General features: G+C 55.4%; 21 protein-coding genes. 13 read left to right on the top strand and 8 right to left on the bottom strand.

What is annotated here, in order from left to right; genetic code table 11:
* Positions 1-6: 6 nt before the first annotated feature.
* Positions 7-729, bottom strand: a complete 723-nt coding sequence (locus R0135_RS10090; protein ID WP_407346709.1) for a TetR/AcrR family transcriptional regulator — start codon at positions 727-729, stop codon at positions 7-9.
* A 135-nt stretch (positions 730-864) separates the two neighbouring features.
* Between R0135_RS10090 and R0135_RS10085 the strand changes: the two genes are divergently transcribed.
* The 4 genes from R0135_RS10085 to R0135_RS10070 are packed head-to-tail and all read left to right on the top strand — an operon-like array spanning position 865 to position 7,186.
* Entirely contained in the window at positions 865-2,685 is a 1,821-nt protein-coding gene (locus R0135_RS10085) for an acyclic terpene utilization AtuA family protein (protein ID WP_407346708.1), read from the top strand.
* Positions 2,686-2,703: 18 nt separating this feature from the next.
* Positions 2,704-4,338 carry an acyl-CoA carboxylase subunit beta gene (locus R0135_RS10080; RefSeq protein WP_407346707.1) on the top strand — a complete coding sequence of 545 codons (1,635 nt, stop codon included), beginning with the start codon at positions 2,704-2,706 and terminating at the stop codon, positions 4,336-4,338.
* Positions 4,339-4,367: 29 nt separating this feature from the next.
* On the top strand, positions 4,368-5,192 hold the full coding sequence (locus R0135_RS10075; RefSeq protein ID WP_407346706.1) for an enoyl-CoA hydratase/isomerase family protein: 825 nt from the start codon (positions 4,368-4,370) through the stop codon (positions 5,190-5,192).
* Positions 5,189-7,186, top strand: coding sequence for an acetyl/propionyl/methylcrotonyl-CoA carboxylase subunit alpha (locus R0135_RS10070; protein WP_407346704.1), 1,998 nt, complete (start codon positions 5,189-5,191; stop codon positions 7,184-7,186). Before R0135_RS10075 ends, R0135_RS10070 begins: the two co-directional genes overlap by 4 nt.
* Before the next feature lie 26 nt (positions 7,187-7,212).
* On the opposite strand, the gene R0135_RS10065 is transcribed toward R0135_RS10070, so the two are convergent.
* Entirely contained in the window at positions 7,213-7,746 is a 534-nt protein-coding gene (locus tag R0135_RS10065) for a homospermidine synthase (protein ID WP_407346703.1), read from the bottom strand.
* 146 nt (positions 7,747-7,892) lie between these two features.
* Here R0135_RS10065 and iscR point away from each other — a divergent pair, with 146 nt between their 5' ends.
* The 8 genes from iscR to R0135_RS10025 are packed head-to-tail and all read left to right on the top strand — an operon-like array spanning position 7,893 to position 14,603.
* Positions 7,893-8,375 (top strand): Fe-S cluster assembly transcriptional regulator IscR, encoded by a 483-nt coding sequence (iscR, locus tag R0135_RS10060; RefSeq protein ID WP_407346702.1) that lies wholly within the window; start codon positions 7,893-7,895, stop codon positions 8,373-8,375.
* 30 nt (positions 8,376-8,405) lie between these two features.
* Entirely contained in the window at positions 8,406-9,845 is a 1,440-nt protein-coding gene (sufB, locus tag R0135_RS10055; protein ID WP_407346701.1) for a Fe-S cluster assembly protein SufB, read from the top strand.
* A 37-nt stretch (positions 9,846-9,882) separates the two neighbouring features.
* Entirely contained in the window at positions 9,883-10,632 is a 750-nt protein-coding gene (gene sufC, locus R0135_RS10050) for a Fe-S cluster assembly ATPase SufC (RefSeq protein WP_407346700.1), read from the top strand.
* Complete coding sequence (sufD, locus tag R0135_RS10045; protein WP_407346699.1) at positions 10,632-11,936, top strand: Fe-S cluster assembly protein SufD; 1,305 nt, start codon at positions 10,632-10,634, stop codon at positions 11,934-11,936. The genes sufC and sufD overlap by 1 nt, the downstream gene beginning before the upstream one ends.
* On the top strand, positions 11,933-13,186 hold the full coding sequence (locus tag R0135_RS10040; protein WP_407346698.1) for a cysteine desulfurase: 1,254 nt from the start codon (positions 11,933-11,935) through the stop codon (positions 13,184-13,186). The genes sufD and R0135_RS10040 overlap by 4 nt, the downstream gene beginning before the upstream one ends.
* 41 nt (positions 13,187-13,227) lie before the next feature.
* Complete coding sequence (locus tag R0135_RS10035) at positions 13,228-13,581, top strand: HesB/IscA family protein (protein WP_407346697.1); 354 nt, start codon at positions 13,228-13,230, stop codon at positions 13,579-13,581.
* Positions 13,582-13,583: 2 nt separating this feature from the next.
* Complete coding sequence (gene sufT, locus R0135_RS10030; RefSeq protein ID WP_407346696.1) at positions 13,584-14,126, top strand: putative Fe-S cluster assembly protein SufT; 543 nt, start codon at positions 13,584-13,586, stop codon at positions 14,124-14,126.
* 33 nt (positions 14,127-14,159) lie between these two features.
* Positions 14,160-14,603, top strand: a complete 444-nt coding sequence (locus R0135_RS10025) for a SufE family protein (protein ID WP_407346695.1) — start codon at positions 14,160-14,162, stop codon at positions 14,601-14,603.
* Between the two features lie 17 nt (positions 14,604-14,620).
* On the opposite strand, the gene R0135_RS10020 is transcribed toward R0135_RS10025, so the two are convergent.
* The 5 genes from R0135_RS10020 to R0135_RS10000 all read right to left on the bottom strand — a co-directional run bounded on the left by R0135_RS10020 (position 14,621) and on the right by R0135_RS10000 (position 20,217).
* Positions 14,621-15,850, bottom strand: a complete 1,230-nt coding sequence (locus R0135_RS10020; RefSeq protein ID WP_407346694.1) for a cation:proton antiporter — start codon at positions 15,848-15,850, stop codon at positions 14,621-14,623.
* On the bottom strand, positions 15,847-17,388 hold the full coding sequence (locus R0135_RS10015; protein ID WP_407346693.1) for an FMN-binding glutamate synthase family protein: 1,542 nt from the start codon (positions 17,386-17,388) through the stop codon (positions 15,847-15,849). The genes R0135_RS10020 and R0135_RS10015 overlap by 4 nt, the downstream gene beginning before the upstream one ends.
* 216 nt (positions 17,389-17,604) lie before the next feature.
* Positions 17,605-18,060 (bottom strand): Hsp20 family protein, encoded by a 456-nt coding sequence (locus R0135_RS10010; RefSeq protein WP_407346692.1) that lies wholly within the window; start codon positions 18,058-18,060, stop codon positions 17,605-17,607.
* Positions 18,061-18,163: 103 nt separating this feature from the next.
* Positions 18,164-19,348, bottom strand: a complete 1,185-nt coding sequence (gene purT, locus R0135_RS10005) for a formate-dependent phosphoribosylglycinamide formyltransferase (protein WP_407346691.1) — start codon at positions 19,346-19,348, stop codon at positions 18,164-18,166.
* Positions 19,349-19,365: 17 nt separating this feature from the next.
* Positions 19,366-20,217 carry a class I SAM-dependent methyltransferase gene (locus tag R0135_RS10000; RefSeq protein ID WP_407346689.1) on the bottom strand — a complete coding sequence of 284 codons (852 nt, stop codon included), beginning with the start codon at positions 20,215-20,217 and terminating at the stop codon, positions 19,366-19,368.
* A gap of 111 nt (positions 20,218-20,328) precedes the next feature.
* Here R0135_RS10000 and R0135_RS09995 point away from each other — a divergent pair, with 111 nt between their 5' ends.
* Positions 20,329-22,092, top strand: a complete 1,764-nt coding sequence (locus R0135_RS09995) for a DUF885 domain-containing protein (protein WP_407346688.1) — start codon at positions 20,329-20,331, stop codon at positions 22,090-22,092.
* Between the two features lie 21 nt (positions 22,093-22,113).
* Here the strand turns inward: R0135_RS09995 and R0135_RS09990 are convergent, their stop codons facing one another.
* On the bottom strand, positions 22,114-23,697 hold the full coding sequence (locus tag R0135_RS09990; RefSeq protein WP_407346687.1) for an ABC transporter ATP-binding protein: 1,584 nt from the start codon (positions 23,695-23,697) through the stop codon (positions 22,114-22,116).
* Positions 23,698-23,699 lie beyond the last annotated feature (2 nt).

The raw sequence follows: 23,699 nt of genomic DNA, 5'->3' as shown, positions 1-23,699 counted from the left end.
TCGTGGTTAGCTCTTCTCCCAGCGCTCGGAAGTGCGCTCCAGGCGTTCACAGGCCTTTTCCAGGCGTTCGGTGAGAAGCTCCGTTGGAGTTGCGGGGCTATCGCTATTGCTCAGGCCCTCCCAAAGTGGCTGAAGTAAAGCATCTACATAGGCGTCAAGACCTTCGGTGCCGTGGCGATACATATGCGTGCGCAGGCCGTATTCCAAAGTGCCAAAAAACAGGTCCCGAAGGGGGCGCGTCTCAAGATTATTGCGCAGATCGCCTCGTTCAACGCCTTCTCGAACGGCTCGGTCCAGGTGGCCAACGTAACTGCGGTTTAGATCCCGAAGCGGCGATTGTTTGTCCTGTCCCAAAATTTCCAGATCCACACCCACGTAGACCTGCAGCAGGCGCATCATCAAAGCATTATCTGCGGCCAGTGAAGAGACATGGTGCATAGCAAGAGCGCGTAGCCGGCCTCGAGTGTCCATGATCGTATCGAGTATCTCTGCGGCCCGGGGATTCAGGACTTCGTTATAGAAGCGATCCAGAATGCCCAGCATGAGCTCGTTTTTACTGCCAAAGTAATGAAACACCGTGCCTTCGGAGACACCTGCCGCCGCGGCGATTTTGCGCGTAGAGGTGGCATGAAAGCCTGCCGTGGCAAAAAGTTTGGTCGCCGCATCAAGGATACCGCGCTCGCGTTCTTCCAGGCGTTCCCGGGACCGGCGTCGGGCGTTGTCAGTCATGGATGTTCTCGTCAGGCATCATTGCAGCAGCATAGTGGGTCCATACACCGGGGTAAATATAACATTGAGCAATACTTGATAAATATTGAGTATTGCATAATATCTTGATCCCGCAGTGATGAAGTTGGGTCGGTTATGACAACCAAGAGCAGAATTCGTATCGGTGGCGCATCCGGCTTTTGGGGCGATGCGGCCCTGGCGACACCGCAGCTTTTAGCGTCCGGTGATCTCGACTACATCGTTTACGACTATCTTGCTGAAGTCACCATGTCGATTATGGCTCGAGCTCGAGCCGCGGACCCCAGCAAAGGTTACGCCACGGACTTTGTGAGCGCCGCCATGGCCCCGAATCTGGCTCAAATTACTTCTCAAGGTGTAAAGGTGCTTGCTAATGCGGGCGGCGTAAATCCCCGAGCCTGTGCCGACGCTTTACGCTCTGTAATTGCCGATCAAGGCCTAAACCTGCGAGTTGCGGTGGTTTTGGGTGATGACCTGTTGCCCCGGGCCGCCGAGTTTAGCGACGCGCGTGAGATGTTTTCCGGAGAGACTTTTCCTGACCCGGCGCGTGTCGCGAGCATCAACGCCTACCTTGGCGCCTTTCCTATCGCTGCCGCCCTCGATGCGGGCGCCGATATTGTGGTCACCGGCCGCTGTGTCGACAGCGCTGTGACTTTGGGTGCCTGCATACACGCATTTGATTGGCAGCGCGACGATTTTGATTGCCTCGCTCAAGGCAGTCTGGCGGGGCACATCCTTGAATGTGGCACCCAGGCAACCGGCGGTAACTTTACGGACTGGGAGGACATCATCGACTCTCTCGGATCAGCGGGGTACCCCATTGCTGAGCTTTGCGCGAGCGGTGACTTCACTGTGTGTAAACCGTCTAATACTGGCGGCTTGGTAAGTGTAGGCACCGTCGGCGAGCAGATGCTTTATGAGATTGGCGATCCCAGCGCCTATCTTTTGCCTGATGTTGTCTGTGACTTTAGTCAGGTAGAACTGGTGCAGTCAGGTCCGAATCAGGTTCAGGTCAGTGGTGCCCGGGGGCATGGCGCGCCCTCCACTTACAAAGTCAGCGCAACCTGGGCAGATGGCTATCGCGCCGGGCAAATCTGGACCATGGTTGGCCGTGATGCACGTAAAAAAGCAGAATATCTGGCAGCCAGTATTTTTGCCCGCACCGAGGAGATGCTCGCAAAGGCGGGGCTAGAGCCATTAACTGAAACCAGCGTCGAAGTGATTGGCGTCGAATCACACTTTGGAGCCGCGCTTCGTTACTTTCGAAGTCGCGAAGTCGACGTGAAGCTGGCGGTGAAGCATTCCAGTCCCAAGGGTGTGGGGATCTTTCTCAAAGAGATGGTGGGGCTGGCGCTTACTGCGCCTCCGGGGCTTACCAGCTTCGCCGGGGCGCGGCCAAAGCCTACCCCGGTGGTGCGCTTGTTCTCTATGTTGATACCCAAAGATCAGTTGCAGATCGCCATTGAGCTCGATGGTCAGGCGCTTCCTGCCCCCGAGGCAGAGCTGGGCCGTGTTGCCGACATGCCCGATCCCCAAGCTGCCCCTGCAGCGGATACCCCGCCCGATGATGGCGTCCAGGTTCCCCTGGAGCTTCTGGCCTTTGGGCGCAGCGGCGATAAGGGCGATAAAGCCAATATCGGCATCATGGCGCGACATCCGGACTTTTTGCCGTGGATTGCGGCCAGGCTGACTCCCGAGGAAGTCGCGAACTACTTCGCGCATTTTCTTGCGCCGGGACAGACCACGCCGGTTGAGCGCTTTTATCTGCCGGGCAGTCATGCGCTGAACTTTCTTCTTCACGATGTATTGGGTGGAGGTGGCACGGCAAGCTTGCGCGCCGACCCCCAGGGCAAAGGCTATGCACAGCTCTTGCTCACGGAGAAGGTTCTGATTCCCCGTTCACTTGCAGTGCAACACCAATTACCCGTTGGCGAATAACGCTTAGAGACTTAGCTTATGGCATATCAGGCACAGACCTTTCGCTCTTCCATCAGCAGCGCCAGTGAAGCATTTGCGCGCAATCGCGAAGACCATCTTGAACTCATCGAAAAGATGAACGCGATCCTTGAGCGCTCCCGCACCCTATCTGACGCAGCGCGGCCACGCTTTGAAAGACGCGGACAGCTGCTTCCCCGGGAGCGTCTGGCAAGACTTTTGGATCCTGGATCGCCTTTTCTGGAGATCGGGAACATGGCCGGTTATCTCCTGGATGACACTAATCCAGAGACATCGGTGCCCGGTGCCACACAAATAGCTGGCATTGGCTATGTGCAGGGCACGCGCTGCATGATTCAGGTGGATGACTCGGGGATCAATGCCGGTGCGATGACGCGTACCTCTACCCGTAAGGGTTGCCGCATCATGGACATCGCGCTGCAGCAGAAGCTGCCGTTTTTGCATCTGGTAGAAAGCGCCGGGGCGAATCTTCTGGAATACGAAGTAGAGATGTGGATGGCTGGCGGCGGTATTTTCGCGCGTCTGGCCAGGCTGTCTGCAGCAGGATTACCCGTGATCACAGTGCTCCATGGTGCATCCGCTGCAGGCGGGGCGTACATGCCGGGACTTAGTGACTATGTTGTGGGCGTGAAGGACAACGGCAAGGCCTATCTTGCAGGTCCGGCTCTGCTAAAAGCCGCCACGGGCGAAGTCGCGGACGATGCACAGCTTGGGGGCGCTGCTATGCACGCCCGGGTGACGGGCCTTGTGGAATATTTGGCAGAGGACGATGCCCATGGTTTGCAGTTGTGTCGTGAGGTAGTCGGGCGCATCAACTGGAATCGGCGTTGTGCGGTACCTCCAGCGGCAGAGTTCGACGAGCCGGTGTTTTCTCCCGAAGAGCTGTTGGGCGTGGTTCCGGTTGATTATCGCCAGCCCTACGATGCCCGGGAGGTGATTGCTCGCTTAGTCGATGGGTCCAGCTTTACGGAGTTTAAGCCAGCCTACGGAATCACTCTGGTTTGCCTGCAGTCGAGCATCCACGGCATGCCCGTGGGGATTGTTTGTAATAACGGTCCTATTGATCCGGACGGCGCCACAAAGGCAGCGCAGTTTATTCAGCTTTGTGACCAATCGGATACGCCGCTGCTCTTTGTACAGAACATTACCGGCTACATGGTCGGAACCCAGTACGAGCACGCAGGCATGATCAAACATGGTGCCAAAATGATCCAGGCTGTGACTAACGCCCGGGTGCCCCGTCTGACTTTGATGGTGGGGGCGAGTTTTGGCGCGGGGAACTACGGCATGTGCGGTCAGGGCTACGATCCGGATTTCGTGTTTTCCTGGCCGAATATCCAGATCGGCGTCATGGGTGGCGAGCAGGCGGCAAAGACCATGTCTGAGGTGTTTCGTGCCGGCGCTGCGCGAAAGGGGCGCGAAGTCGATGAAGCCATGCTCACCGCCCAAGAGGAGAAGGTTATTGCTCACTACGACCGGCAGTCTGATGCTTTTTACACCTCGGGGCGCATGCTCGATGACGGTCTGATAGACCCTCGGGATAGTCGCAAGGTCATCGCCATGGCGCTGCAAACCTGTTGGGAAGGGCGCCACCGTCAGGTCAGTCCCAACGCTTTTGGTGTGGCCCGAATGTGATCGTCCCAAGAATCTAACAAGGAAATTTTATGCTGCCCGCCGTTGAAAATTTACTACTGGAGCCGCAAGGCGACACGCTGACTATATGGTTTAACCGTCCTGAGACGCGAAACGCGCTGTCCGGCGCGATGGCCGATGAGTTGGCTGCAGTGCTTGAGGCACTGCCCGCGTCTGAGTTTCGCTTTGTGGTGCTACGAGGCAAGGGGGGGGCATTTTGCTCTGGCGGTGACCTCAAAATGTTTCGTAATGTCTTTCAGGCGGGTATGCCCCGAGAGGAGATTGTGGCCTTTAACGCCGATTTCGGACGGATGATGGTTGCCATCAAGCAGCTGCCGCAGTTGTTTGTTGTAGCCATCGAAGGTGCCGCCATGGCAGGGGGCTTGGGAATAGCCTGTTTAGCCGACGTGGTAGTGACGACGGCCGATGCGAAGTTCGCCCTGACCGAGGTCACCTTGGGTATTCCTCCCGCCCAGATCACGCCGGTTGTCATCAGCCGAATAGGTGCCTCTCAAGCACGCAGATTACTTTTGACTGCACAGCGTTTTGATGGTGTAGAAGCGCACCGCCTGGGGTTTGCTCACTTTGTAGAACCGGATTTGGAGGCGCTGGAATCGCGCTTGCAGTCCGTACTGCGTGATGCACATCGCGGAGCCCCCGGGGCCATTAAGCTGACCAAGCAAATTATTTCTGCCAGCGAGAGTCTCCAAGGCTCTGAATTGGTGCAGTTCGCCGCAGAGCGTTTTGCCGACGCCATGTTGGGCGATGAGGCGCGCGAAGGAATGCAGGCCTTTGCCGAAAAACGACCAGCCCAGTGGGGTTTAAGCAAGAGTAAGGAAACCGGGAGCACAAAATGAGTCACCAGTTTGACAGTGTGTTGGTCGCCAATCGCGGCGAGATTGCGGTGCGGGTGATACGCAGCGCTCAGGCAGCGGGTTATAGAACTATTGCCGTCTACTCCGAAGCTGACGTTGATGCGCCGCATGTGGCACTCGCCGATGAAGCTGTGTTTATTGGTCCCGCTCCGGCCAAGGAATCTTACCTGGATCCTGCCCGGATCCTGGATGCCGCTGCGCGCACCGGGGCTCAGGCGATTCATCCCGGCTATGGCTTTTTGTCGGAGAACGCGGATTTTGCCGCCGCCTGTGCAGATGCCGGTTTGGTGTTTATTGGTCCCTCGGCCGAGGCCATTGAGCTGATGGGTAACAAAGCAGCGGCAAAGCGGCGCATGCTTGATGCCGGTGTTCCTTGCATCCCGGGCTACCAGTCTCAGGACCAATCTGATGCTGCACTGCTGGCCGCAGCCGATGAAATCGGTATGCCTATTATGGTCAAGGCTGCAGCGGGTGGTGGTGGGCGAGGCATGCGCCTGGTTAATCATATGGATGACTTTTTGCCTGCACTGGAAGCCGCCCGTTCGGAAGCCGAAAACGCTTTTGGCAGTGGTGAGCTGATTCTCGAAAAAGCCGTGCTGCAGCCGAGACACGTGGAGATTCAGGTGTTTGGTGATTCCCAGGGCAATGTCATTCATTTGGGCGAGCGTGATTGCTCAGTACAGCGAAGGCATCAGAAGGTTGTCGAAGAGGCGCCATGCCCGATAATGACGCCAGAGCTGCGCGCGGCCATGGGTGATGCCGCGGTGGCTGCGGCGAAGAGTATCGCTTACGTCGGTGCCGGCACCGTGGAGTTTCTCCTTGATAGGGATCAGCACTTTTACTTTCTGGAGATGAACACTCGATTGCAGGTGGAACACCCCGTGACCGAGCTTGTTACCGATATTGATCTGGTTGATCTGCAGTTGCAGGTAGCCCAGGGGGTTGCGCTGCCTTGCAATCAGGAAGATGTCAGTTTGTACGGGCATGCCATCGAGGTTCGGCTCTACGCTGAGGACACAGTGAATAACTTTTTGCCGGCGAGCGGCCTTGCATTGGCCTGGGAGCCGCCCGAGGGAGAGGGGATACGTGTGGATCATGGGCTCTTTTCCGGGCAAATGGTGTCGCCGTTCTACGATCCTATGGTGGCGAAGATCATCGCCTATGGTGAGGATCGCGACACGGCTCGACGACGCTTAGTGAGAGCTCTCCGTCAGACCGTGCTCTTTGGTATAGCAACAAATCGCGAGTTTCTTATTGATGTTTTGCAGCGCGAGAGTTTTGCCGACGGCGAGGCGACAACGGCGTTTATCGAAGAGGAGTTCCCCGATGGTGTGCAACAGCCCGCCCCATCAGAGCCGGAGTTGGGTGTTGCGGCCTTGCTGCAGTATCTGCAAGCTGAGGAGGACTCGCTCTATGAGCGAGTTTCTGACGACGCTTCGCTAACAGCCATGTCAGGTGCCAGAAGTATTGCGAGTAGCTTTGCTTACAGCATCGACGATGAACTGCAGTCCGTCAGCGTTTTATCGCGGGGCTCGGATTGCTACGAGGTCTGCGTCGCGCACAAGACACTGCAGCTTGAACTGATCGATAGCGCTTCTGAGGGCCGCTTACGTCTTGCACTGGACGGTATACAACAAGACGTCGCCTATAGTTTTGTAGATGGCGACACCGTAGCCCTGCAGTGCCGTGGCCGCGCGTTTACATTGACCAACGAACTCGGCTTGTCAGCGGCAGATCGTGATGCCGAGGGCTCTGGTGCGGTGCTGGCACCCATGCACGGTAATCTTCTGGCTCTAAAGGTCGGGATAGGTGCCGTAGTTTCTCGCGGCGATGAGCTGGCGATCATGGAGGCCATGAAGATGGAGCATCGTCTTTTGGCCCAGATAGACGGTGTCGTGAACGCTATCCACGGTGTGGAAGGCCAGCAGATTGCCGCTGGTGCATTGGTTCTGGAGATTGAGCCTGCAACACCGTAGTACTGGCCGGCGCTTAAAACGCTGGTCTAGCTATTGGTCTCCGATCGCCAGTGGGCATTGCTGGTATCTCCCAGGAGATTCTCCAGAAAATCGACGGCAGCGGTGATGCTCGTATCACTGGTAGGTGCGATGTCTTCGCCGGATGCCTCGCTTGAGAGCGGCATCGTGAGTCTGAAGCTGGGTGGTAGCGTACCTTGGCGGCCTATGGTCGCCAGAGCATGAAGCAGATCAGACGGTAGTACCGCGTCCGCTTCCGGCAAGATGGGCTCTGCCCCACGGGTGAGAATCTCATTGAACTCAAAGGGTGCTTTGCCGTGCTTACTGGTGTCGATAAATATCGCCAGATCGTTAGGGCGTAAATCCAGAGCGTGCTCCAGACGAAGCGCGGCGTCCTCAATAAGGGTTAGCCACCAGCTATCTGCGATGGATCGTTCGCGAAGCCTTTCCAGAAGCCTGGACGCGACAAGCGTGTCCGCGTGAGAGTCGGCTCCGTAGGCGATGATTAGTATGCGGCGCAACGGCTTATTAGCGTTGTTAGTTGCGTCGTTGTCTGCACTCATGTGGCAGCCCCTTAACAACAACGAGGGGCAAGTATAGACCAAGAAACGCGCGTAAAAACCCAGCAATGCAAAGGGTCTTATACTTGACTAAAATAGTAGGGAATGAAACACTTCGCGGCCCTCGACAGACCCACGAGATCTTATTTATGCGCCTCACTACTAAGGGACGATACGCCGTTACGGCAATGCTCGACCTCGCCTTGAATGAGGCTCGGGGGCCTATCCGCTTGGCGGCTATCTCCGAGCGCCAAGGCATATCACTGTCCTATCTTGAGCAGTTGTTTGCACATCTTCGACGGCAAAACCTGGTGCGTAGTGTGCGCGGTCCCGGTGGCGGTTACCGGCTCAAGCGCGGCGCGGAAGCAATCAGCGTTGCCGAAGTGATTGCTGCGGTGAATGAAGATACCGATGCCACCCGATGTGGCGGAAAGGGCGATTGTCAGGAGGGTGATACCTGCTTGACGCATCATCTATGGATGGATCTGTCTGACCGTATTAAAGAGTTTCTTACCGATATCAGTCTGGCGGATCTTGTTGCCCGACGTGAGATTCAGAACATCTCCGAAAAGCAGGTTCTGCGTAATCAGACCGAGGATCAGCTAGCCGGGATTCTTGTGCGTACCGCCTGAATTCGGCCCCGGATCAGAAAGGAATACAGAATGTCTCAGGAAGTAATCGATAGTCGGATCGACAAGGAATACTCCGCTGGTTTCGTCAGCGATATCGAGTCCGATACATTGGCGGCAGGCCTGGATGAAGATGTTATTCGCTTCATCTCGGCTAAGAAAAACGAGCCGGAGTGGTTGCTGGAGTGGCGTCTGGAGGCTTATCGCGATTGGCTGGAAATGGAAACACCCGAGTGGGCGCACGTGCATTACCCGCGCGTTGATTTTCAGGCGCTTTCGTACTACTCCGCGCCCAAGAGTATGGAAGACGGTCCCCAGAGCCTCGATGAAGTGGATCCGGAGCTTTTGGAGATTTACAACAAGTTGGGCATTCCCCTGCACGAGCAGGAGATGTTGGCGGGGGTTGCGGTAGATGCAGTTTTTGATTCTGTGTCCGTCGCTACAACCTTTCGCAGCAAGCTCGCCGAAGCGGGTGTGATTTTTTGTCCACTGTCAGAAGCCGTACATGAGCACCCGGAGTTGGTGCGTAAGTACCTTGGCAGCGTTGTGCCCCGTCGAGACAACTTTTATGCAGCGCTCAACAGCGCCGTGTTTAGCGATGGCTCCTTTGTGTACATTCCCAAAGGGGTACGCTGCCCCATGGAGCTGTCGACGTATTTTCGTATCAACGAGGCCAAGACCGGTCAGTTCGAGCGGACCCTGATCATCGCCGATGAGGCGAGTCATGTGAGTTACCTCGAAGGCTGCACCGCGCCTATGCGTGATGAGAACCAGCTACACGCTGCGGTAGTTGAGCTGGTGGCTTTGGATGACTCAGAGATTAAGTATTCCACCGTGCAGAACTGGTATCCCGGTGATGCCGAGGGTAAGGGCGGTATCTATAACTTTGTCACCAAGCGCGGCGTGGCGCATACAAACAGCAAGATTTCCTGGACTCAGGTTGAAACCGGTTCGGCGGTGACCTGGAAGTATCCCAGCTGCATTCTTCGAGGTGACAACAGCATTGGAGAGTTTTACTCCGTGGCGCTGACCAACAATATGCAGCAGGCGGACACTGGTACCAAGATGATTCATCTGGGTAAGAACACCCGCTCAACCATCATTTCAAAGGGTATTTCTGCAGGAAAGAGTTCCAATGCTTATCGAGGTCTGGTGCGCATGAGTCCTCGGGCCGAAGGTGCGCGAAACTACACCCAGTGTGATTCGCTGCTTATTGGTGATCGCTGCGCGGCTCATACCTTTCCGTACATCGAAAGCAGAAATCCCAGTGCCGTGATAGAGCACGAGGCTACAACCTCCAAGGTGAGCGACGATCAGATGTATCTATGCCAGCAGCGGGGTCTTGATGCCGAGAAAGCCGTTTCGATGATCGTGAATGGCTTTTGTAAGGAAGTGTTCCGGGAACTACCCATGGAATTTGCCGTTGAAGCTGGAAAGTTGCTGGAAGTGAGCCTGGAAGGCTCGGTCGGATAACGCGACAGATGAATGTCGCTGTAGGAGTAGTAAGAGCATGTTGAAGATCGAAAATCTGCACGCGCGGGTAGAAGGCAAGGATATTCTCCGAGGCCTGAACCTGGAAGTGGGCGCAGGAGAAGTACACGCCATCATGGGTCCAAACGGTTCCGGAAAAAGCACCCTGGGACATGTTCTGGCGGGGCGCCCGGGTTATGAGGTAACCGAAGGCTCTATTACTTTTAACGGCGAGAATCTGCTGGAGCTCGACACCGAGGAGCGATCCCGCGCCGGCCTGTTTTTGGCCTTTCAGTACCCGGTAGAGATTCCCGGGGTGAGCAACATGGAGTTTTTGAAAGCCTCGGTGGATGCCGTGCGTGAGCATCGAGGCCTGGAGGCCTTGGATGCTGTGAGTTTCATGAAGCGTGCCCGAGAGGCTAGCAAGGCGGCTAATCTCCCGGCGGACTTTTTGAAGCGAGGCGTCAATGAGGGCTTCTCCGGTGGCGAGAAAAAGCGTAACGAACTTATCCAGATGATGTTGCTCGAGCCAAGTCTGTGTCTGCTTGATGAAACCGATAGTGGTTTGGACATCGATGCCCTACAGGTGGTTGCTCAGGGTGTTAACGCAATGCGCAGCGACGATCGTGCTTTTGTATTGGTCACGCATTACCAGCGCCTTTTGGATTTTGTAGAGCCGGATCGCGTTCATGTGCTTGCCGAGGGACGTATCGTCCGTTCTGGAGGTAAGGAGCTTGCCTTGCATCTGGAAGATAAAGGCTATGCTTGGCTTGAGGATGAGGTCGCCTGATGTCCAGCTTTATGCAGCAACCACTGGCGGAAGCCACGCGGCGCGTGCCGCACTGGCTACAGTCGGTGCAGGCTCGGGGTCTTACGTCCTGGGAAGGCGCGTCCATGCCGACCCGGCGCACGGAAAATTGGAAGTACACGGGTCTTTCGGCGCTTCGCGATGACTATGCGCTGGCCGATGCCGAAACTTCTCTGGAGTCTCTGCCCGAGAACCTCGCACCGGGCTTTGGCGGATCTCGACTGGTCTTCGTCGATGGTATCTATCAGCCGGCATTGTCGAATACGGCGCACGCCGAGGGTGTGCAGGTATGTCGCTTTGATGAAGCCAGTGACGCACAGGCCGGCAAGATTGCCGAGCACCTGAATACGTCTTTAGACGTGGAGGATCATCTCTTCGCGGCTCTCAATACTGCGACCCTGCGCGATGGGGTGTTTGTAGAGATCGCCGCTAATGCAGCGGTGGATTCTCCGGTGGAATTTCTGTGGCTGGTAAGTGCTGGTAAAGCGCCCACGGCTATTAACCAGCGTTTACTGGTGCTTGCACAGAAAGGATCCAGCGCGACCATCGTCGAGCATTTTGTTTCTTTGGACGCGTCTAATGAGAGTTTCTGCAACGGTATGACAGAGCTGCTGCTGTCGCCCAACGCACGGCTATCCCATTATCGTATCCACGAAGAGTCTGGAAATGCCGTGCATATTGGTGGGGTTCACGCTCGCTTGGACCGCGATGCGCATCTGGAGAGCTTTCATTTGGCGCTAGGGAGTGTTCTCAAGCGTTTTGATTTGGTGGTGAATCACGCAGGCCCTGGTGCTTACGCATCGCTCAATGGGGTCTACCTACCTCGCGGTGACGAGCACATTGACTATCACAGCACCATTGAGCACGCCGTGCCGCACTGCGATACGGATGAGGTGTTCAGGGGGATTATTGCGGATCGTGCTACTGCGGTATTCAACGGGCGTATCCACATTCACCCGGATGCGCAAAAGACCCGGGCAGAGTTATCTAATCGTAACCTGCTTACCAGTACCGAAGCGCAAATCAACAGTAAGCCCGAGCTCGAGATTTATGCCGACGATGTGCAGTGTGCTCACGGTGCGACTGTGGCGCAGCTCGATGAGCTGGCTATGCATTATTTGCGCACTCGAGGTGTGTCTCGAGCCGAGGCAGAGGTGATGTTGAGCTTTGGGTTTATCAATGAACTCATTGAGGCTCTAAAACTGGAGTCCTTGCGCAACTATCTGCGTCCGTTGCTGGCGTCGCGCTTTGCCCGCAATTCACAGCTCGCGAGGCATTTGTTGTGAGCACGCTCAAGGTGGTTGCTGAGCCAGGGTTCGACGTCGCCAAAGTGCGGGCTGATTTTCCGATTCTTCGGGAAGTGATTAACGGCCAGCCGTTGGTGTATCTGGATAACGCAGCGACCACGCAAAAGCCCGAGGCCGTCATTGAGGCCATCGCAAACTACTATCGTCACGATAATGCCAATGTACATCGCGGCGTGCATACATTGTCAGACCGGGCGACACGACACTTTGAAGATGCTCGAGAGAAGGTCGCCGGTTTTTTAAATAGTCCCTCAAGCCGACAGATCATTTGGACGCGCGGCACCACCGAGGCGATAAATCTCGTTGCCTACAGTTGGGGTATGAACAACCTCAAGGCAGGTGACCGGGTTTTGGTGTCCTGGCTTGAGCATCATTCGGATATTGTTCCCTGGCAGTTAGTGGCAGAGCGTGTGGGTGCCGAAGTCGTGCCTATCCCAGTTACCGCTGATGCAGAGATTGATCTTGATGCCTTTGAGGCTTTGCTGGATGAGCGGGTAAAGCTTGTAGCGGTCAATCATGTGTCTAATGCTATGGGTACCATCAACCCCGTGGCAGAGATATGCGCTCGTGCTAAGGCAATGGGCGCGTTAACTTTGGTTGACGGCGCTCAGGCCGTGGGTCACTGGGATGTGGATGTTCAGTCTCTGGGCTGCGATTTTTACTGTTTCTCAGGTCACAAGCTCTTTGCCCCTACGGGCATTGGCGCGCTGTGGGGTCGCGAAGAGCTGCTCGAATCAATGCCACCGTTTTTGGGTGGTGGTGAGATGATCGAAACGGTGAGCTTTGCGGGCACAACCTTTAACACGCTGCCCTTTAAATTTGAGGCCGGCACCCCAAATATTGCCGGGGCAGTTGGTCTGGCGGCGGCTATAGACTATTTATCGAATATTGACCGAGTGGCTGCGGCTGCCCATGAAGACGCACTTCTGACGGCTACACTTGAAGCAGCCTTGGAGATACCGGGTCTGCGGCGCATTGGGGCACCAAAGCATAGCGCTGGTATTTTCAGCTTTATCCTTGACGGCTGCCATCCTTCGGACGTAGGTATGTTGCTCGATGAGCAGGGTATTGCAGTGCGTACCGGGCATCATTGCACACAGCCTCTGATGGCACATTTTGAGTTGCCCGGGACGGTGCGAGCTTCGTTCTCGATGTATAACAATCGGGATGATGTGGATAGATTGATTGCCGGGTTGAAGAAGGCACAGTCCCTCTTTGGCCCCCGCTAGGGAAGCCTGAGCTTGTCTGGCGAATACGGGAGTAGAAGATAGTGAGCGTTGAAACATTTGAAGTCGAAGGGCCGCTTAGGGTAACCGCGGCTGCATCGGAACATTTTCGCAATAGCCTTGCCTCGGCAGGGAAGACCGCTGTGCGTATTAGCGTGCAAGAAAGCGGCTGCACGGGCTTTAAATACGTGATGGAAGAAGTCGACGGCGGCGAATCTGATGATACGCAAATGACGCTTGATAATGGCGTGCAGCTCTTTGTTGCTGCCGACGCTCTGGAGTTTCTTCGGGGTACCGAGCTCGATCTGAGCCGTGAAGGTATCAATAAGGTGTTGAAGTTCAACAACCCGAACGTGGTCGCTGAGTGCGGTTGCGGCGAAAGTTTCAGCGTAGCTTAGCCATGTCATCACAGGAAAGAACGCTGCTGACGGTCCGTCGTGAAGTCCAGGGTCGCTTGGTACCCGTTGGTGATCCGGTAACTGTGCCTGCGGACAGCTTTGTCACTCTCACGCAGTCTCTTGGCGGCAACTACACCATCGTTTACAACGGCAATATGGTGCGTATTGACGGCACTGATGCTGACGCTTTGGGCCTGGAGGGCTTAACACTGAGCTTTGATCCTCCCGGTAATGGGCAGATCAGCGAAGAGCAGGTTTGGGAGGCCTTACATACGGTTTTTGATCCGGAAATCCCCGTGGACCTTGTGAACCTTGGCTTGATCTACCGGGTTGAGATTGATCAGGACGGTCAGTCCGTTAACGTGGTTATGACACTGACAGCACCGGGTTGTGGCATGGGGCCGGTCCTTGTGGGAGATGTCGAGCATCGTCTGCGTATGGTTCCATTTGTGAAAAACGTTAGCGTAGAACTGGTGTTCGATCCGCCCTGGAGCCGAGATATGATGTCTGAAGAGGCGCAACTCGAAACCGGTATGTTTTATTGATCCGCCGCCTCGCATGAGTGTGACTGAGTTGTTATGACCGCCTCCGTAAATCCCTTTGGTATTTCTATCACTGCCGACGACATCGTCGAAAATCTTGGCTTTTTTGATAGCTGGGAAGATCGCTATCGTTACATTATTGACCTTGGCCGAGAGCTTCCGGCTATGCCCGCAGAGCTACGTAGTGACGAGCGACTAGTACGTGGCTGCCAGAGTCAGGTTTGGATAGACGTCAGCGAGGAACACGAACGCTTGCAGCTCAGCGTCGATAGCGACGCGTTTATTGTTAAAGGGCTTCTGGCGGTTGTGCTTGCGGCCTTGAACAACAAGTCACCGGCAGATGTGCTTGCCTTTGATATCAATGCCTACTTTGAAGAGCTAGGCTTGATGCGCCATCTCTCGGCGACTCGAGGTAACGGTCTTCTGGCGATGGTTGCAAGAATTCGTGACGAGGCGGTTAAACGTAGTAAGCCACAGTAACACCCGCAATTTTCCTTCTAGCTATCTCTCGTTTTCAGTCGCCGTTCCGGTGCCCAGCGTTTAATTAAAGCGGCACTGGTGGTTGCCTGAACCAGAAGGCTAAACAACACCACCCCAAACACCATTGACTGAACCGTATACCAGTACTCCAGTTCTACGGGTAACGAGAGTGCTAAAGCCAGAGCAATAACTCCCCGTAGCCCGCCCCACACCATGATGAATTGCCAGGGCTTTGGAATAGGGCGTCCGGTGATTCCAGTAATCACACCGCAAGTTGTTACCGCGCAAAGCCGCGCGATCAACGCTGCGGCAATGGCGATGAGCATCGCCAGCCAGTGGGATTCGAACATGCCCGGTGTGATGACCAGACCCATAATCACAAAGAGAATGCTATTGAGCAGTTCGCTGGACCACTCCCAGGTATGGGTGAGTCCACTGGCAACGGTATTCTCCACCTCTTTGAGAAACCGCCTTGCGATAAGCGCGGATATCATCACCGCCATGATGCCGGACACTTTGAAAAAGTGCTCTGCCAGAAAAAAACTTCCAAACGCCGTGAACAGTAAAACGATGGTCGTGCTTGAGGGCCGGCCCAGCAAGAGCAGCAAAATACTTGCCAGAAGTCCGGTGACCAAGCCAAGGCAGGCGCCGCCTAAAAACACGGCGGTAAACAGGCTGATTCCGTTGCCGTGCATCACCTCGGGCGTCAGCGCCATGGTCAGGACCAGTGAGAACAGCACCACGGCTGTTGCATCGTTAAACAGACTCTCGCCTTCAAATAAGGTTGCGAGATCTTGCGGTGCCCGCGCGGCCTTAAGTTGATCAATGACAGATACCGGATCCGTTGCGGCAAGTATTGCGCCAGTGAGTAGTGCGGCAACCCAGGGGAAGCCTACCGGATGGTTGATGCCTGTAAATGCCAGTCCTGCCGCGACGACGCTACTGATGACCATGCCTACTGTGGACAACAGCAGTACTGGCCATAGCCAGCGGCGTAGAAGCTTGGCATCTAAATGCCAGGCAGCTTCAAACACCAGAACCGGGAGGATCACATAAAAAACGATGTCCTGGAGATTGCTGGCTCGTATGCCTGTGTCAAATCCTATGTATTCAATGAGCTGTCCCGCTGCGAAACCTACGAGAACGCAAGCCAAGGCTCGATCAAGCTTGGTAAAGCGATGCAGCAAGCTGGCAATAAGCGTGAAACCCACCAGTGCCAGGATTTGCTCTACGATGACCGCGATCATGAATGGCGATCGCTAGTGGCTTGGCCGTACTCGCTTCGAATAGAGCGGGTGGGAAAGCGCTCGGTCATATTGTGAGACAAGCCGCCGCCTTCGATGACGCGCATGTGTCGGCGTTCCAGACCTCTTGGCTCTGGCGCTCCACAGGAGTGCGCGATAACGCCCACGCCTCGGGCCACGGCTTTTGCGTAGGCAGCAACACGTTTGCGCTTTTCTTCGGGAACCAGGCCCCGCTGTAATTCTTTGTCGTGTGTCGCAATGCCGGTAGGGCAGGTGTTCTTGTTGCACTGCAATGCCTGAATGCAGCCCAGGGCGAACATGAAGCCTCGCGCTGAAGTACAGAAGTCCGCACCGCAGGCCAGTGCCCAGGCTACTTTTCCGGGGCTAATCATCTTGCCCGACGCGATAACCTTGATGCGCTCGCGCAGACCAAACTCCTGAAGCATATCCACCACAATAGGCAATGATTCGTTGAGCGGCATTCCCACGTAATCAATGAGTTCTTCGGGCGCTGCCCCCGTGCCGCCATCAGCGCTGTCTATGGTGATGAAGTCCGGCGCCGATGCGATACCGCGATGATGGATGTTGGTAAACAACTCATCGAAAAAGTCCAATTGCCCGACGACCATTTTGAAGCCTACGGGTTTGCCTGTTACCCCTCGCACCCGCTCAATCATATCCAGCAAATCGTCTACCGACCGAACGTCCATATGGCCATTGGGGCTGATGGAATCAGAGTGCTCAGGGATGCCGCGAATCTTGGCAATCTCCGGGGTGACTTTACCGCCCGGGAGAATTCCGCCTTTGCCGGGCTTTGCTCCCTGGCTCATTTTGATTTCGAACATTCTCACTTGCTCATGGGCCGCTACTTCCCGGAGCTTGTCATCGTCAAGATTTCCCGCCGCATCGCGCACGCCGTATTTGGCGGTGCCAATCTGAAACACGATGTCGCAGCCGCCCTGCAGGTGATAGGGAGACAAACCACCTTCACCGGTATTCATCCATATGCCGGCTTCTCCGGCACCGGCGGCAAGTGCAGTGATTGCTGGCCTGGATATAGCGCCGTAACTCATGCCGGAAATATTCAGGATCGAAGAAGTGGTGTAGGGCTGCTTACTGTGTTCGGCGCCGATAGTTACCGGACGAGGTTCTACGGTGTCCTCCTCAAGGGTGGGGAAAGGGCTGTTGAGAAAGATAATGTCGCCCTCTTGAGTTAGTGGTCGAGTAGATCCAAAGGCTACGGTGGAGTCGACCTGCTTTGCGGCGCGATACACCCAGCTGCGCTCGGCTCTGTTGAAGGGGAGTTCCTCTCGGTCAAGAGCAAAAAAATACTGACGGAAAAACTCACCGAGGTGTTCGAAGAAGTAACGAAAGCGACCCACAACGGGATAGTTCCGCCGTATGGTCTGCTCGGTTTGGGTGATGTCCACAAGATACATCACAAGGACTGTGAGCCCGGCAATCACAACCAGGAAGGCTAGAAGCAGTGCGCCACCCTCAATAATGCCCTGGGCAAGGCGATGCAGTTCAGACATTTCCATGTGTCGTTCTCCGACAGATTATTATCGTGGAGCGGAGCAACTTCTGTGCTCTTTTGGCTTTTCTTCTTCCGCGGCTAACTATAGACGATGAGGGCTAATGACAGGCAAGGTTTTCCGTTGACAGCAACGCTGACAAAAAAGCATCAAGCACAAAAAAGCCGGGCACCCAGGCCCGGCTTTTTTTGTTAACGAACGTTCCAGCGTTCGCCCTAAGGTTTAGGCCGCATTCTGCTCTAGCAGACTGTTCTTGCCGAGACCTTCGATGGCGATCTTCCGGGGCTTCATGGCCTCAGGTACTTCGCGCTCCAGGGCCACATGCAAAAGCCCGTTTTCAAGTTTTGCAGATACCACTTTCACATGCTCTGCGAGTTGAAACTTGCGCTCGAAATCCCGAGTGGCGATACCTCGGTGCAGATAGTTACGACCATCGCCTTCGCTTTGCTGTCGTCCGCTGATTACGAGGCTGTTCTGTTCGCTGGTGATATCCAGCTCGTCCTCGGTGAATCCGGCGACCGCCATGGTGATGCGATAGTGGTTTTCTTCGACCTGCTCAATGTTATAGGGCGGGTAGCTGGGCTTGCTGTCGCGCGCTACGGAGTCCAACAACGTTGCCATGCGATCGAAGCCGATGGCTGAGTGGTACAAAGGTGAAAAATCAATTGTGTTACGCATAATCATATTCTCCAAATGAAGCAATATTGTTTAAACGGGCCTCCCAATTGAGCACCCGTGTTACTTATTTGGGGACATGCTGGTAATTTTTCAAGGGCTGAAACTATTTGAAGCTAACCTGTACCGCGGCGGCCGAATTGCGGGCTTTGCTTCGGGCGCTATCGATGCCGTCGCCACAGGCCAGGGCAACGCCCATGCGCCTGCGGCCAGAGATGGCCGGTTTGCCAAACAAACGAAGATCGGTGTCTGGCAGGCCGAGCGCCGCCGCGAGATTGCCATACTGGATATTCTCTGACTGGCCCTCGGGCAGAATCACCGCTGAAGCTGACGGTCCGCGCAGACGAATACCGGGGATTGGCAGTCCAAGAAACGCGCGAACATGCAACGCAAACTCGGACAGGTCCTGGGATATAAGCGTGACCATGCCGGTGTCATGGGGCCGCGGTGAAACCTCACTGAAGTAAACCTCTTTGCCTTTGATAAAGAACTCAACACCGAATAGCCCCTTGCCACCCAGAGCGCCGGTGACGCGCGCCGCTATATCCTGACATTGCTTGAGCACTTGAGGGTCCATGGGGTGTGGTTGCCAGGACTCGCGGTAGTCACCGTCTTCCTGACGATGCCCGATGGGAGCACAAAAGCTAACACCCGCGATGTGCTGAACTGTGAGCAAAGTAATCTCGTAGTCAAAATCCACAAAGCCCTCGACGATGAGACGGCCCGCACCTGCGCGCCCCCCTTCCTGACCGATCTCCCAGGCCGAGATCACATCCTCGGGCCCGCGCACAACACTCTGTCCCTTGCCGGATGAACTCATGATGGGCTTGACTACGCAGGGTGTTCCGATCTCTTCGATGGCTGTGGCAAACGCTTCCTCGGTATCCGCAAAGCGATAGGGCGAGGTAAGGATATCCAGTGACTCTGCCACCAGTCGACGAATCCCTTCACGGTTCATGGTGAGCTGAGCAGCGCGGGCCGAAGGGACAATATTGAATCCTTCGTCCTCAAGTTCTGCGAGGGTGTCCGTATGGATCGCTTCGATTTCTGGAACAACAAAGTCTGGCTTTTCCATTTCGATAACGGCGCGGAGGCGTTCTCCATCGAGCATAGGAAATACGTAGCTGCGATCTGCCACCTGCATAGCCGGTGCGTTTGCGTAGCGGTCGCAAGCAATAACCTCTATTCCCAGACGCTGAAGCTCCACAGCAACTTCTTTACCAAGCTCGCCCGCGCCACATAGCAATACCCGGGTGGCTGAAGAGGTGAAGGGTGTTCCAAGTGTCGGCATTTGTGCTTACCTTATATTTAGGAGTTGTTAGCTGTAACAAGCCAGACGGCTCCGGCCAGCGAGAGTCTGTTGTTGTTAAAGTAGGGTGCCAGTACTTCTGTCGCCGCAGCGTGAACGGCGTCTCGCGTCCTACTGTCTACGTCGGCCAGCAAGCGACCCACTGGTCCTGTATTGACCAGCTCCCGAGCCGTTGCCTCGAAGCCGTCACTACCTTCCCACTCCATACTAATGGTATGGGGCGTCGCTACAACGTCACGCCAACCGGCGTCTGTTAACAGCGATTGGATGTACTCGGGTTCTGCGAAGGCGAAGGGTCCGGGGCTTCTTGGTTTGGGCGTTGGCGGAGCGGGGAGCACGGATAAAGCGGCTTTTAAGGGTAAAGCCGTCCAGGGGTTGTTGGCCAGCGACTGCCAGCAGGCAAAGGCGAGTTGGCCCTGAGGCTGCATAGCCTTGCGAAGATGCTTAAAGGCTCCGGTGGCGTCGTCGAAGAACATGACACCGAAGCGAGAAAACAGCAGGTCGAATTGCTGTTCGCCAAAATCGTGGCTCGACGCGTCCGCTTCAAGAAACCCGACGCCCTTGCCGGCGTCACCTAAATTGAGCAGCTCGCTTCTGGCCACTTCAAGAAGCGGGGCCGACACGTCGACGCCAAGTACACAGGCGCTTGGCCCCAGCCGCTTTGCCAACATTAAGGTCTCGCTACCACCACCGCAGCCTACATCTAATACGGCCGTGGCATCGTCTACCTGCGCGTGGTCCATGAGCGCTTCTGCCACTGGTGCCAGCATCCGGGACATCATGGCATCGCGCTGTGCCCACTTGCGTCCTGCGTCACCGTTCCAGTAGGCAATTTGCTCGTCGTTGTTCATGAAGTTTCTCCTGATTGAGCGCGCAGTTTAAACCGAAGAACGGGGCAATTGAGAACATCTGATCGCTCACGTATTGTGATCACTATGTCTTAAGAGTGAGTGTCTCCTGTCATGCGCATGATTCCTGTTGTACTTGGCCTGGTGCTGTTGGCCGCCTGTAGTGCCGGCAATGTTCAGACCCCAACGGCTGTCACAAGCGCTGATGCACAGTTAAAAGCTCTGTATGAACGTGAGTGGGAGTGGCGGCAAAACGAGCTTGGCAAGCAGCGCGACGATAGTGGAGCGTGGGTAAAAAAAGCGAGTCTTGCTGATGTCAGTGCCAGTGCGCAGCAGCAGCGTCTTGCCTACTGGGAAGCGGCTCTGGAGGAGTTGAATACGATTCCCGTGGCAGAGCTTAGTGACGAAGAGGCGATCAACGCCGCGGTTTTTCGGCAAATTATCGAAACCTTGGCAAACAATGCGCGCTATAGAACCTACGAAGCACCACTAAATTCAGACACATTCTTTTGGGCAGGCCTGCATCCTCAAAATGGTGGATTTGCGGATGCCGAGAGTTATCGGCGCTATTTGGGGCGGCTTCGGGACTTACCGCGATTTTTTGAGCAACACAGCGCAAATATGCGCGCAGGAATGGCCCGGGGTTATACCGTGCCAGCAGTGAGCCTGAAGGGTCGTGAAGAGTCTATTGAGGCCTATTTACTGCCGGGAAGCGACAATCCGTTTTGGATACCCTTTGATGCATTCCCCGCCATGCTGGATGACCGGCAGCGAGAGCGTCTGCAGGCAGAGGCTCGGGAAGTTATCGCGACGCAGGTAGTACCCGCTTATACGCAGCTTCTGGAGTTCATGCGCCAGGAGTATCTCCCTGGTGCCCGCAAGACACTGGCTGCTCGCGATTTACCTGATGGCGAAGCGTTCTATCAGTCTCAGATTCGCGGCTTTACCACCCTGGATCTTACCGCCGAGCAAATCCATAACACGGGGCTTGCTGAGGTCCAGCGCCTGCGCGCCGAGATGGAGCTGATTCTGGCGGAGCTGGAATACGATGGTGACATGGCCCGGTTCTTTCACTTCCTGCGCACTGACCCGCAATTTTACGCCAAGACTCCCGATGAATTGATGGGCTATTCGGCGTATGTCGCCAAACGTATGGATGGCAAGCTGGCAGAGGTTCTGGGTTTTTTGCCCCGACGACGCTTTGCGATCAATCCTGTGCCTCCGGCCATTGCACCGATTTATACTGGCGGTCGCGGCGGACTCAACGCCTGTCTCATGAACACCTATAATCTTCCGGCACGGCCCCTGTACACGCTCCCTGCGCTGACGCTCCACGAATGTGCGCCGGGACATGCCTTGCAAGCGGCAATTTCGCTGGAAGCCCCGGGAGAGATACCGGAGTTTCGTGCCCAGAACTACTTCTCTGGCTACGGCGAAGGTTGGGGTCTATATACCGAATGGCTGGGGGGGCAGATCGGTATCTACCGCACACCCTACGAGCGTTTTGGACAGTTAACCTATGAGATGTGGCGGGCCTGTCGACTTGTTATCGATACGGGCGTACATCAGTTTGGTTGGAGTCGAGAGCAGGCCATCGCCTATCTTCGTGACAATGCCGCCATGTCAGAGCATGAAATCACCACGGAAGTGGATCGCTATATTTCCTGGCCGGCCCAAGCCCTGGCCTACAAACTGGGAGAAATGCTGATTCGAGAAAAGCGCCTGAGGGCAGAGGCGGTGCTGGGCACTGACTTTGACCAGCGTTATTTTCACGACACTATCCTGGGCCTCCGCTCCGTGCCTCTGACAGTACTGGCATCCGAGTTGGATGCCTGGATTGATGCGGGTGGTCCTAACCCCTTTCCTGATATGCAGTAGTAAGGAATTACTCCCAAGCGGCTAAAGCAAAGCCCGACCGGGGATGGCTTGAAGCAATTGCTGGGTGTACGGCTGCTGCGGCGAGTTGAACAAGGACTCGCCCGTCCCCTCTTCTACGATCTTGCCCTGATACAGCACGATGATTCTATCTGCGAGATGTTTCACCACAGCAAGGTCATGAGAGACAAACAGCATGGTCAGTCCGTACTCTCGGCCGAGCTCTAGCATTAGATCAAGAATTTGTGCCTGAATGGTGACGTCGAGTGCCGATACCGGCTCGTCAGCGACAATGAACTCCGGGCGCGTGGCCAGCGCGCGGCCAATGGCGATGCGTTGACGTTGGCCGCCGGAAAACTCGTGGGGATACTTGCGTACAAAAGCTCGCGCAAGGCCTACATCATCCATGAGTTTAAGTACGCCGTCCGCGACGGTACTGCGTGTTTCGATTCCGTGTAACAACAGTGGTTCTGCGAGGGTATCGAAGACCGTCATCCGGGGATTAAGGGATGCGAAGGGGTCCTGAAAAATCATCTGCATACGCCGGCGCATGGTCTTTAGCGCGGGGCCTTCGAGGGCCGTGACGTCGGTGCCGTCAAAAGTTACCTGGCCATCACTCACCGGCACCAGACGCAGCAGGGATCGCCCAATAGTGGATTTTCCTGAGCCGGACTCCCCTACAAGACCCAGAATTTCACCGCGGTGGATATCGAAAGTTACGTCATCTACCGCTTTTACTGTTTCACCTTTGGAGACCTTAAACCAGGTCTTCAGGTTCTGTACGCGAATCAGAGGTTCAGCGTCCTGCGACTGCGGAACTTTTGTGCCAGCGGGAATCGCCGAGAGTAGTTTCTGTGTGTAAGGGTGTTCTGCGTTGCTGAAAATAGCAGCGCGATCTCCGCTTTCCACAATTCTGCCTTTTTGCATCACGCAGATATCGTCGGCGATGTCGGCTACTACGGCCAGGTCGTGACTGATGAAGATGACGCCGATATCGCGCTTGCGCTGCAGTTCGGCAATGAGCTGAAGAATCTGCGCCTGTATGGTCACATCCAGTGCTGTGGTGGGCTCGTCAGCGATCAACAACTTCGGTTCGTTGATGAGTGCCATGGCAATCATTACCCGTTGACGCATGCCGCCGGAAAATTCATGGGGGAAACTATCCACGGTGTTCTCTGGATTACGGATACCCACTTCACCCAGTAACTCAATGGCTCGAGCCCGGGCATCGGATTTACTGACACCCCGGTGGTAAACGATAGGTTCGACCATCTGCTTACCGATGGTCATATAGGGGTTTAGGCAGGTCATGGGATCCTGAAAAATCATCGCGATATCGCGACCCCGGGTCTTACGCAATTGTCGTTCTGAGCATTGCAGCAAGTCTTTGCCGTCAAATAAGGCCTGGCCACCATCGATTCTGCCCGGCGGCATGGGAATGAGCCCCAACATGCTGTAACAGGCGACGGATTTCCCTGAGCCCGACTCACCGATAATCGCAGTAATTTTCCCGGACTCGACGGTAAAAGAAATGTCGTCGACAGCCTTGTTGACTCCGTTACGAGTGACAAAGCTTACGGCTAGATTCTTGACTTCAAGTAGGGCCATAA

This window comes from Congregibacter variabilis (assembly GCF_045689235.1).
Taxonomy (GTDB): domain Bacteria; phylum Pseudomonadota; class Gammaproteobacteria; order Pseudomonadales; family Halieaceae; genus Congregibacter; species Congregibacter variabilis.
This window is presented reverse-complemented; position numbering and strand designations above follow the sequence as displayed.

Excerpts from the sequence above, each read along its gene's own strand:
- R0135_RS09995 (WP_407346688.1), top strand. The coding sequence starts at position 20,329 with ATGCGCATGATTCCTGTTGTACTTGGCCTGGTGCTGTTGGCCGCCTGT.
- R0135_RS10020 (WP_407346694.1), bottom strand. The coding sequence starts at position 15,850 with ATGATCGCGGTCATCGTAGAGCAAATCCTGGCACTGGTGGGTTTCACG.
- R0135_RS10085 (WP_407346708.1), top strand. The coding sequence starts at position 865 with ATGACAACCAAGAGCAGAATTCGTATCGGTGGCGCATCCGGCTTTTGG.
- sufC (WP_407346700.1), top strand. The coding sequence starts at position 9,883 with ATGTTGAAGATCGAAAATCTGCACGCGCGGGTAGAAGGCAAGGATATT.
- R0135_RS09990 (WP_407346687.1), bottom strand. The coding sequence starts at position 23,697 with ATGGCCCTACTTGAAGTCAAGAATCTAGCCGTAAGCTTTGTCACTCGT.
- R0135_RS10065 (WP_407346703.1), bottom strand. The coding sequence starts at position 7,746 with ATGAGTGCAGACAACGACGCAACTAACAACGCTAATAAGCCGTTGCGC.
- sufB (WP_407346701.1), top strand. The coding sequence starts at position 8,406 with ATGTCTCAGGAAGTAATCGATAGTCGGATCGACAAGGAATACTCCGCT.
- sufT (WP_407346696.1), top strand. The coding sequence starts at position 13,584 with ATGTCATCACAGGAAAGAACGCTGCTGACGGTCCGTCGTGAAGTCCAG.
- R0135_RS10010 (WP_407346692.1), bottom strand. The coding sequence starts at position 18,060 with ATGCGTAACACAATTGATTTTTCACCTTTGTACCACTCAGCCATCGGC.
- purT (WP_407346691.1), bottom strand. The coding sequence starts at position 19,348 with ATGCCGACACTTGGAACACCCTTCACCTCTTCAGCCACCCGGGTATTG.
- R0135_RS10025 (WP_407346695.1), top strand. The coding sequence starts at position 14,160 with ATGACCGCCTCCGTAAATCCCTTTGGTATTTCTATCACTGCCGACGAC.
- R0135_RS10070 (WP_407346704.1), top strand. The coding sequence starts at position 5,189 with ATGAGTCACCAGTTTGACAGTGTGTTGGTCGCCAATCGCGGCGAGATT.
- sufD (WP_407346699.1), top strand. The coding sequence starts at position 10,632 with ATGTCCAGCTTTATGCAGCAACCACTGGCGGAAGCCACGCGGCGCGTG.
- iscR (WP_407346702.1), top strand. The coding sequence starts at position 7,893 with ATGCGCCTCACTACTAAGGGACGATACGCCGTTACGGCAATGCTCGAC.
- R0135_RS10000 (WP_407346689.1), bottom strand. The coding sequence starts at position 20,217 with ATGAACAACGACGAGCAAATTGCCTACTGGAACGGTGACGCAGGACGC.
- R0135_RS10090 (WP_407346709.1), bottom strand. The coding sequence starts at position 729 with ATGACTGACAACGCCCGACGCCGGTCCCGGGAACGCCTGGAAGAACGC.
- R0135_RS10075 (WP_407346706.1), top strand. The coding sequence starts at position 4,368 with ATGCTGCCCGCCGTTGAAAATTTACTACTGGAGCCGCAAGGCGACACG.
- R0135_RS10015 (WP_407346693.1), bottom strand. The coding sequence starts at position 17,388 with ATGGAAATGTCTGAACTGCATCGCCTTGCCCAGGGCATTATTGAGGGT.
- R0135_RS10080 (WP_407346707.1), top strand. The coding sequence starts at position 2,704 with ATGGCATATCAGGCACAGACCTTTCGCTCTTCCATCAGCAGCGCCAGT.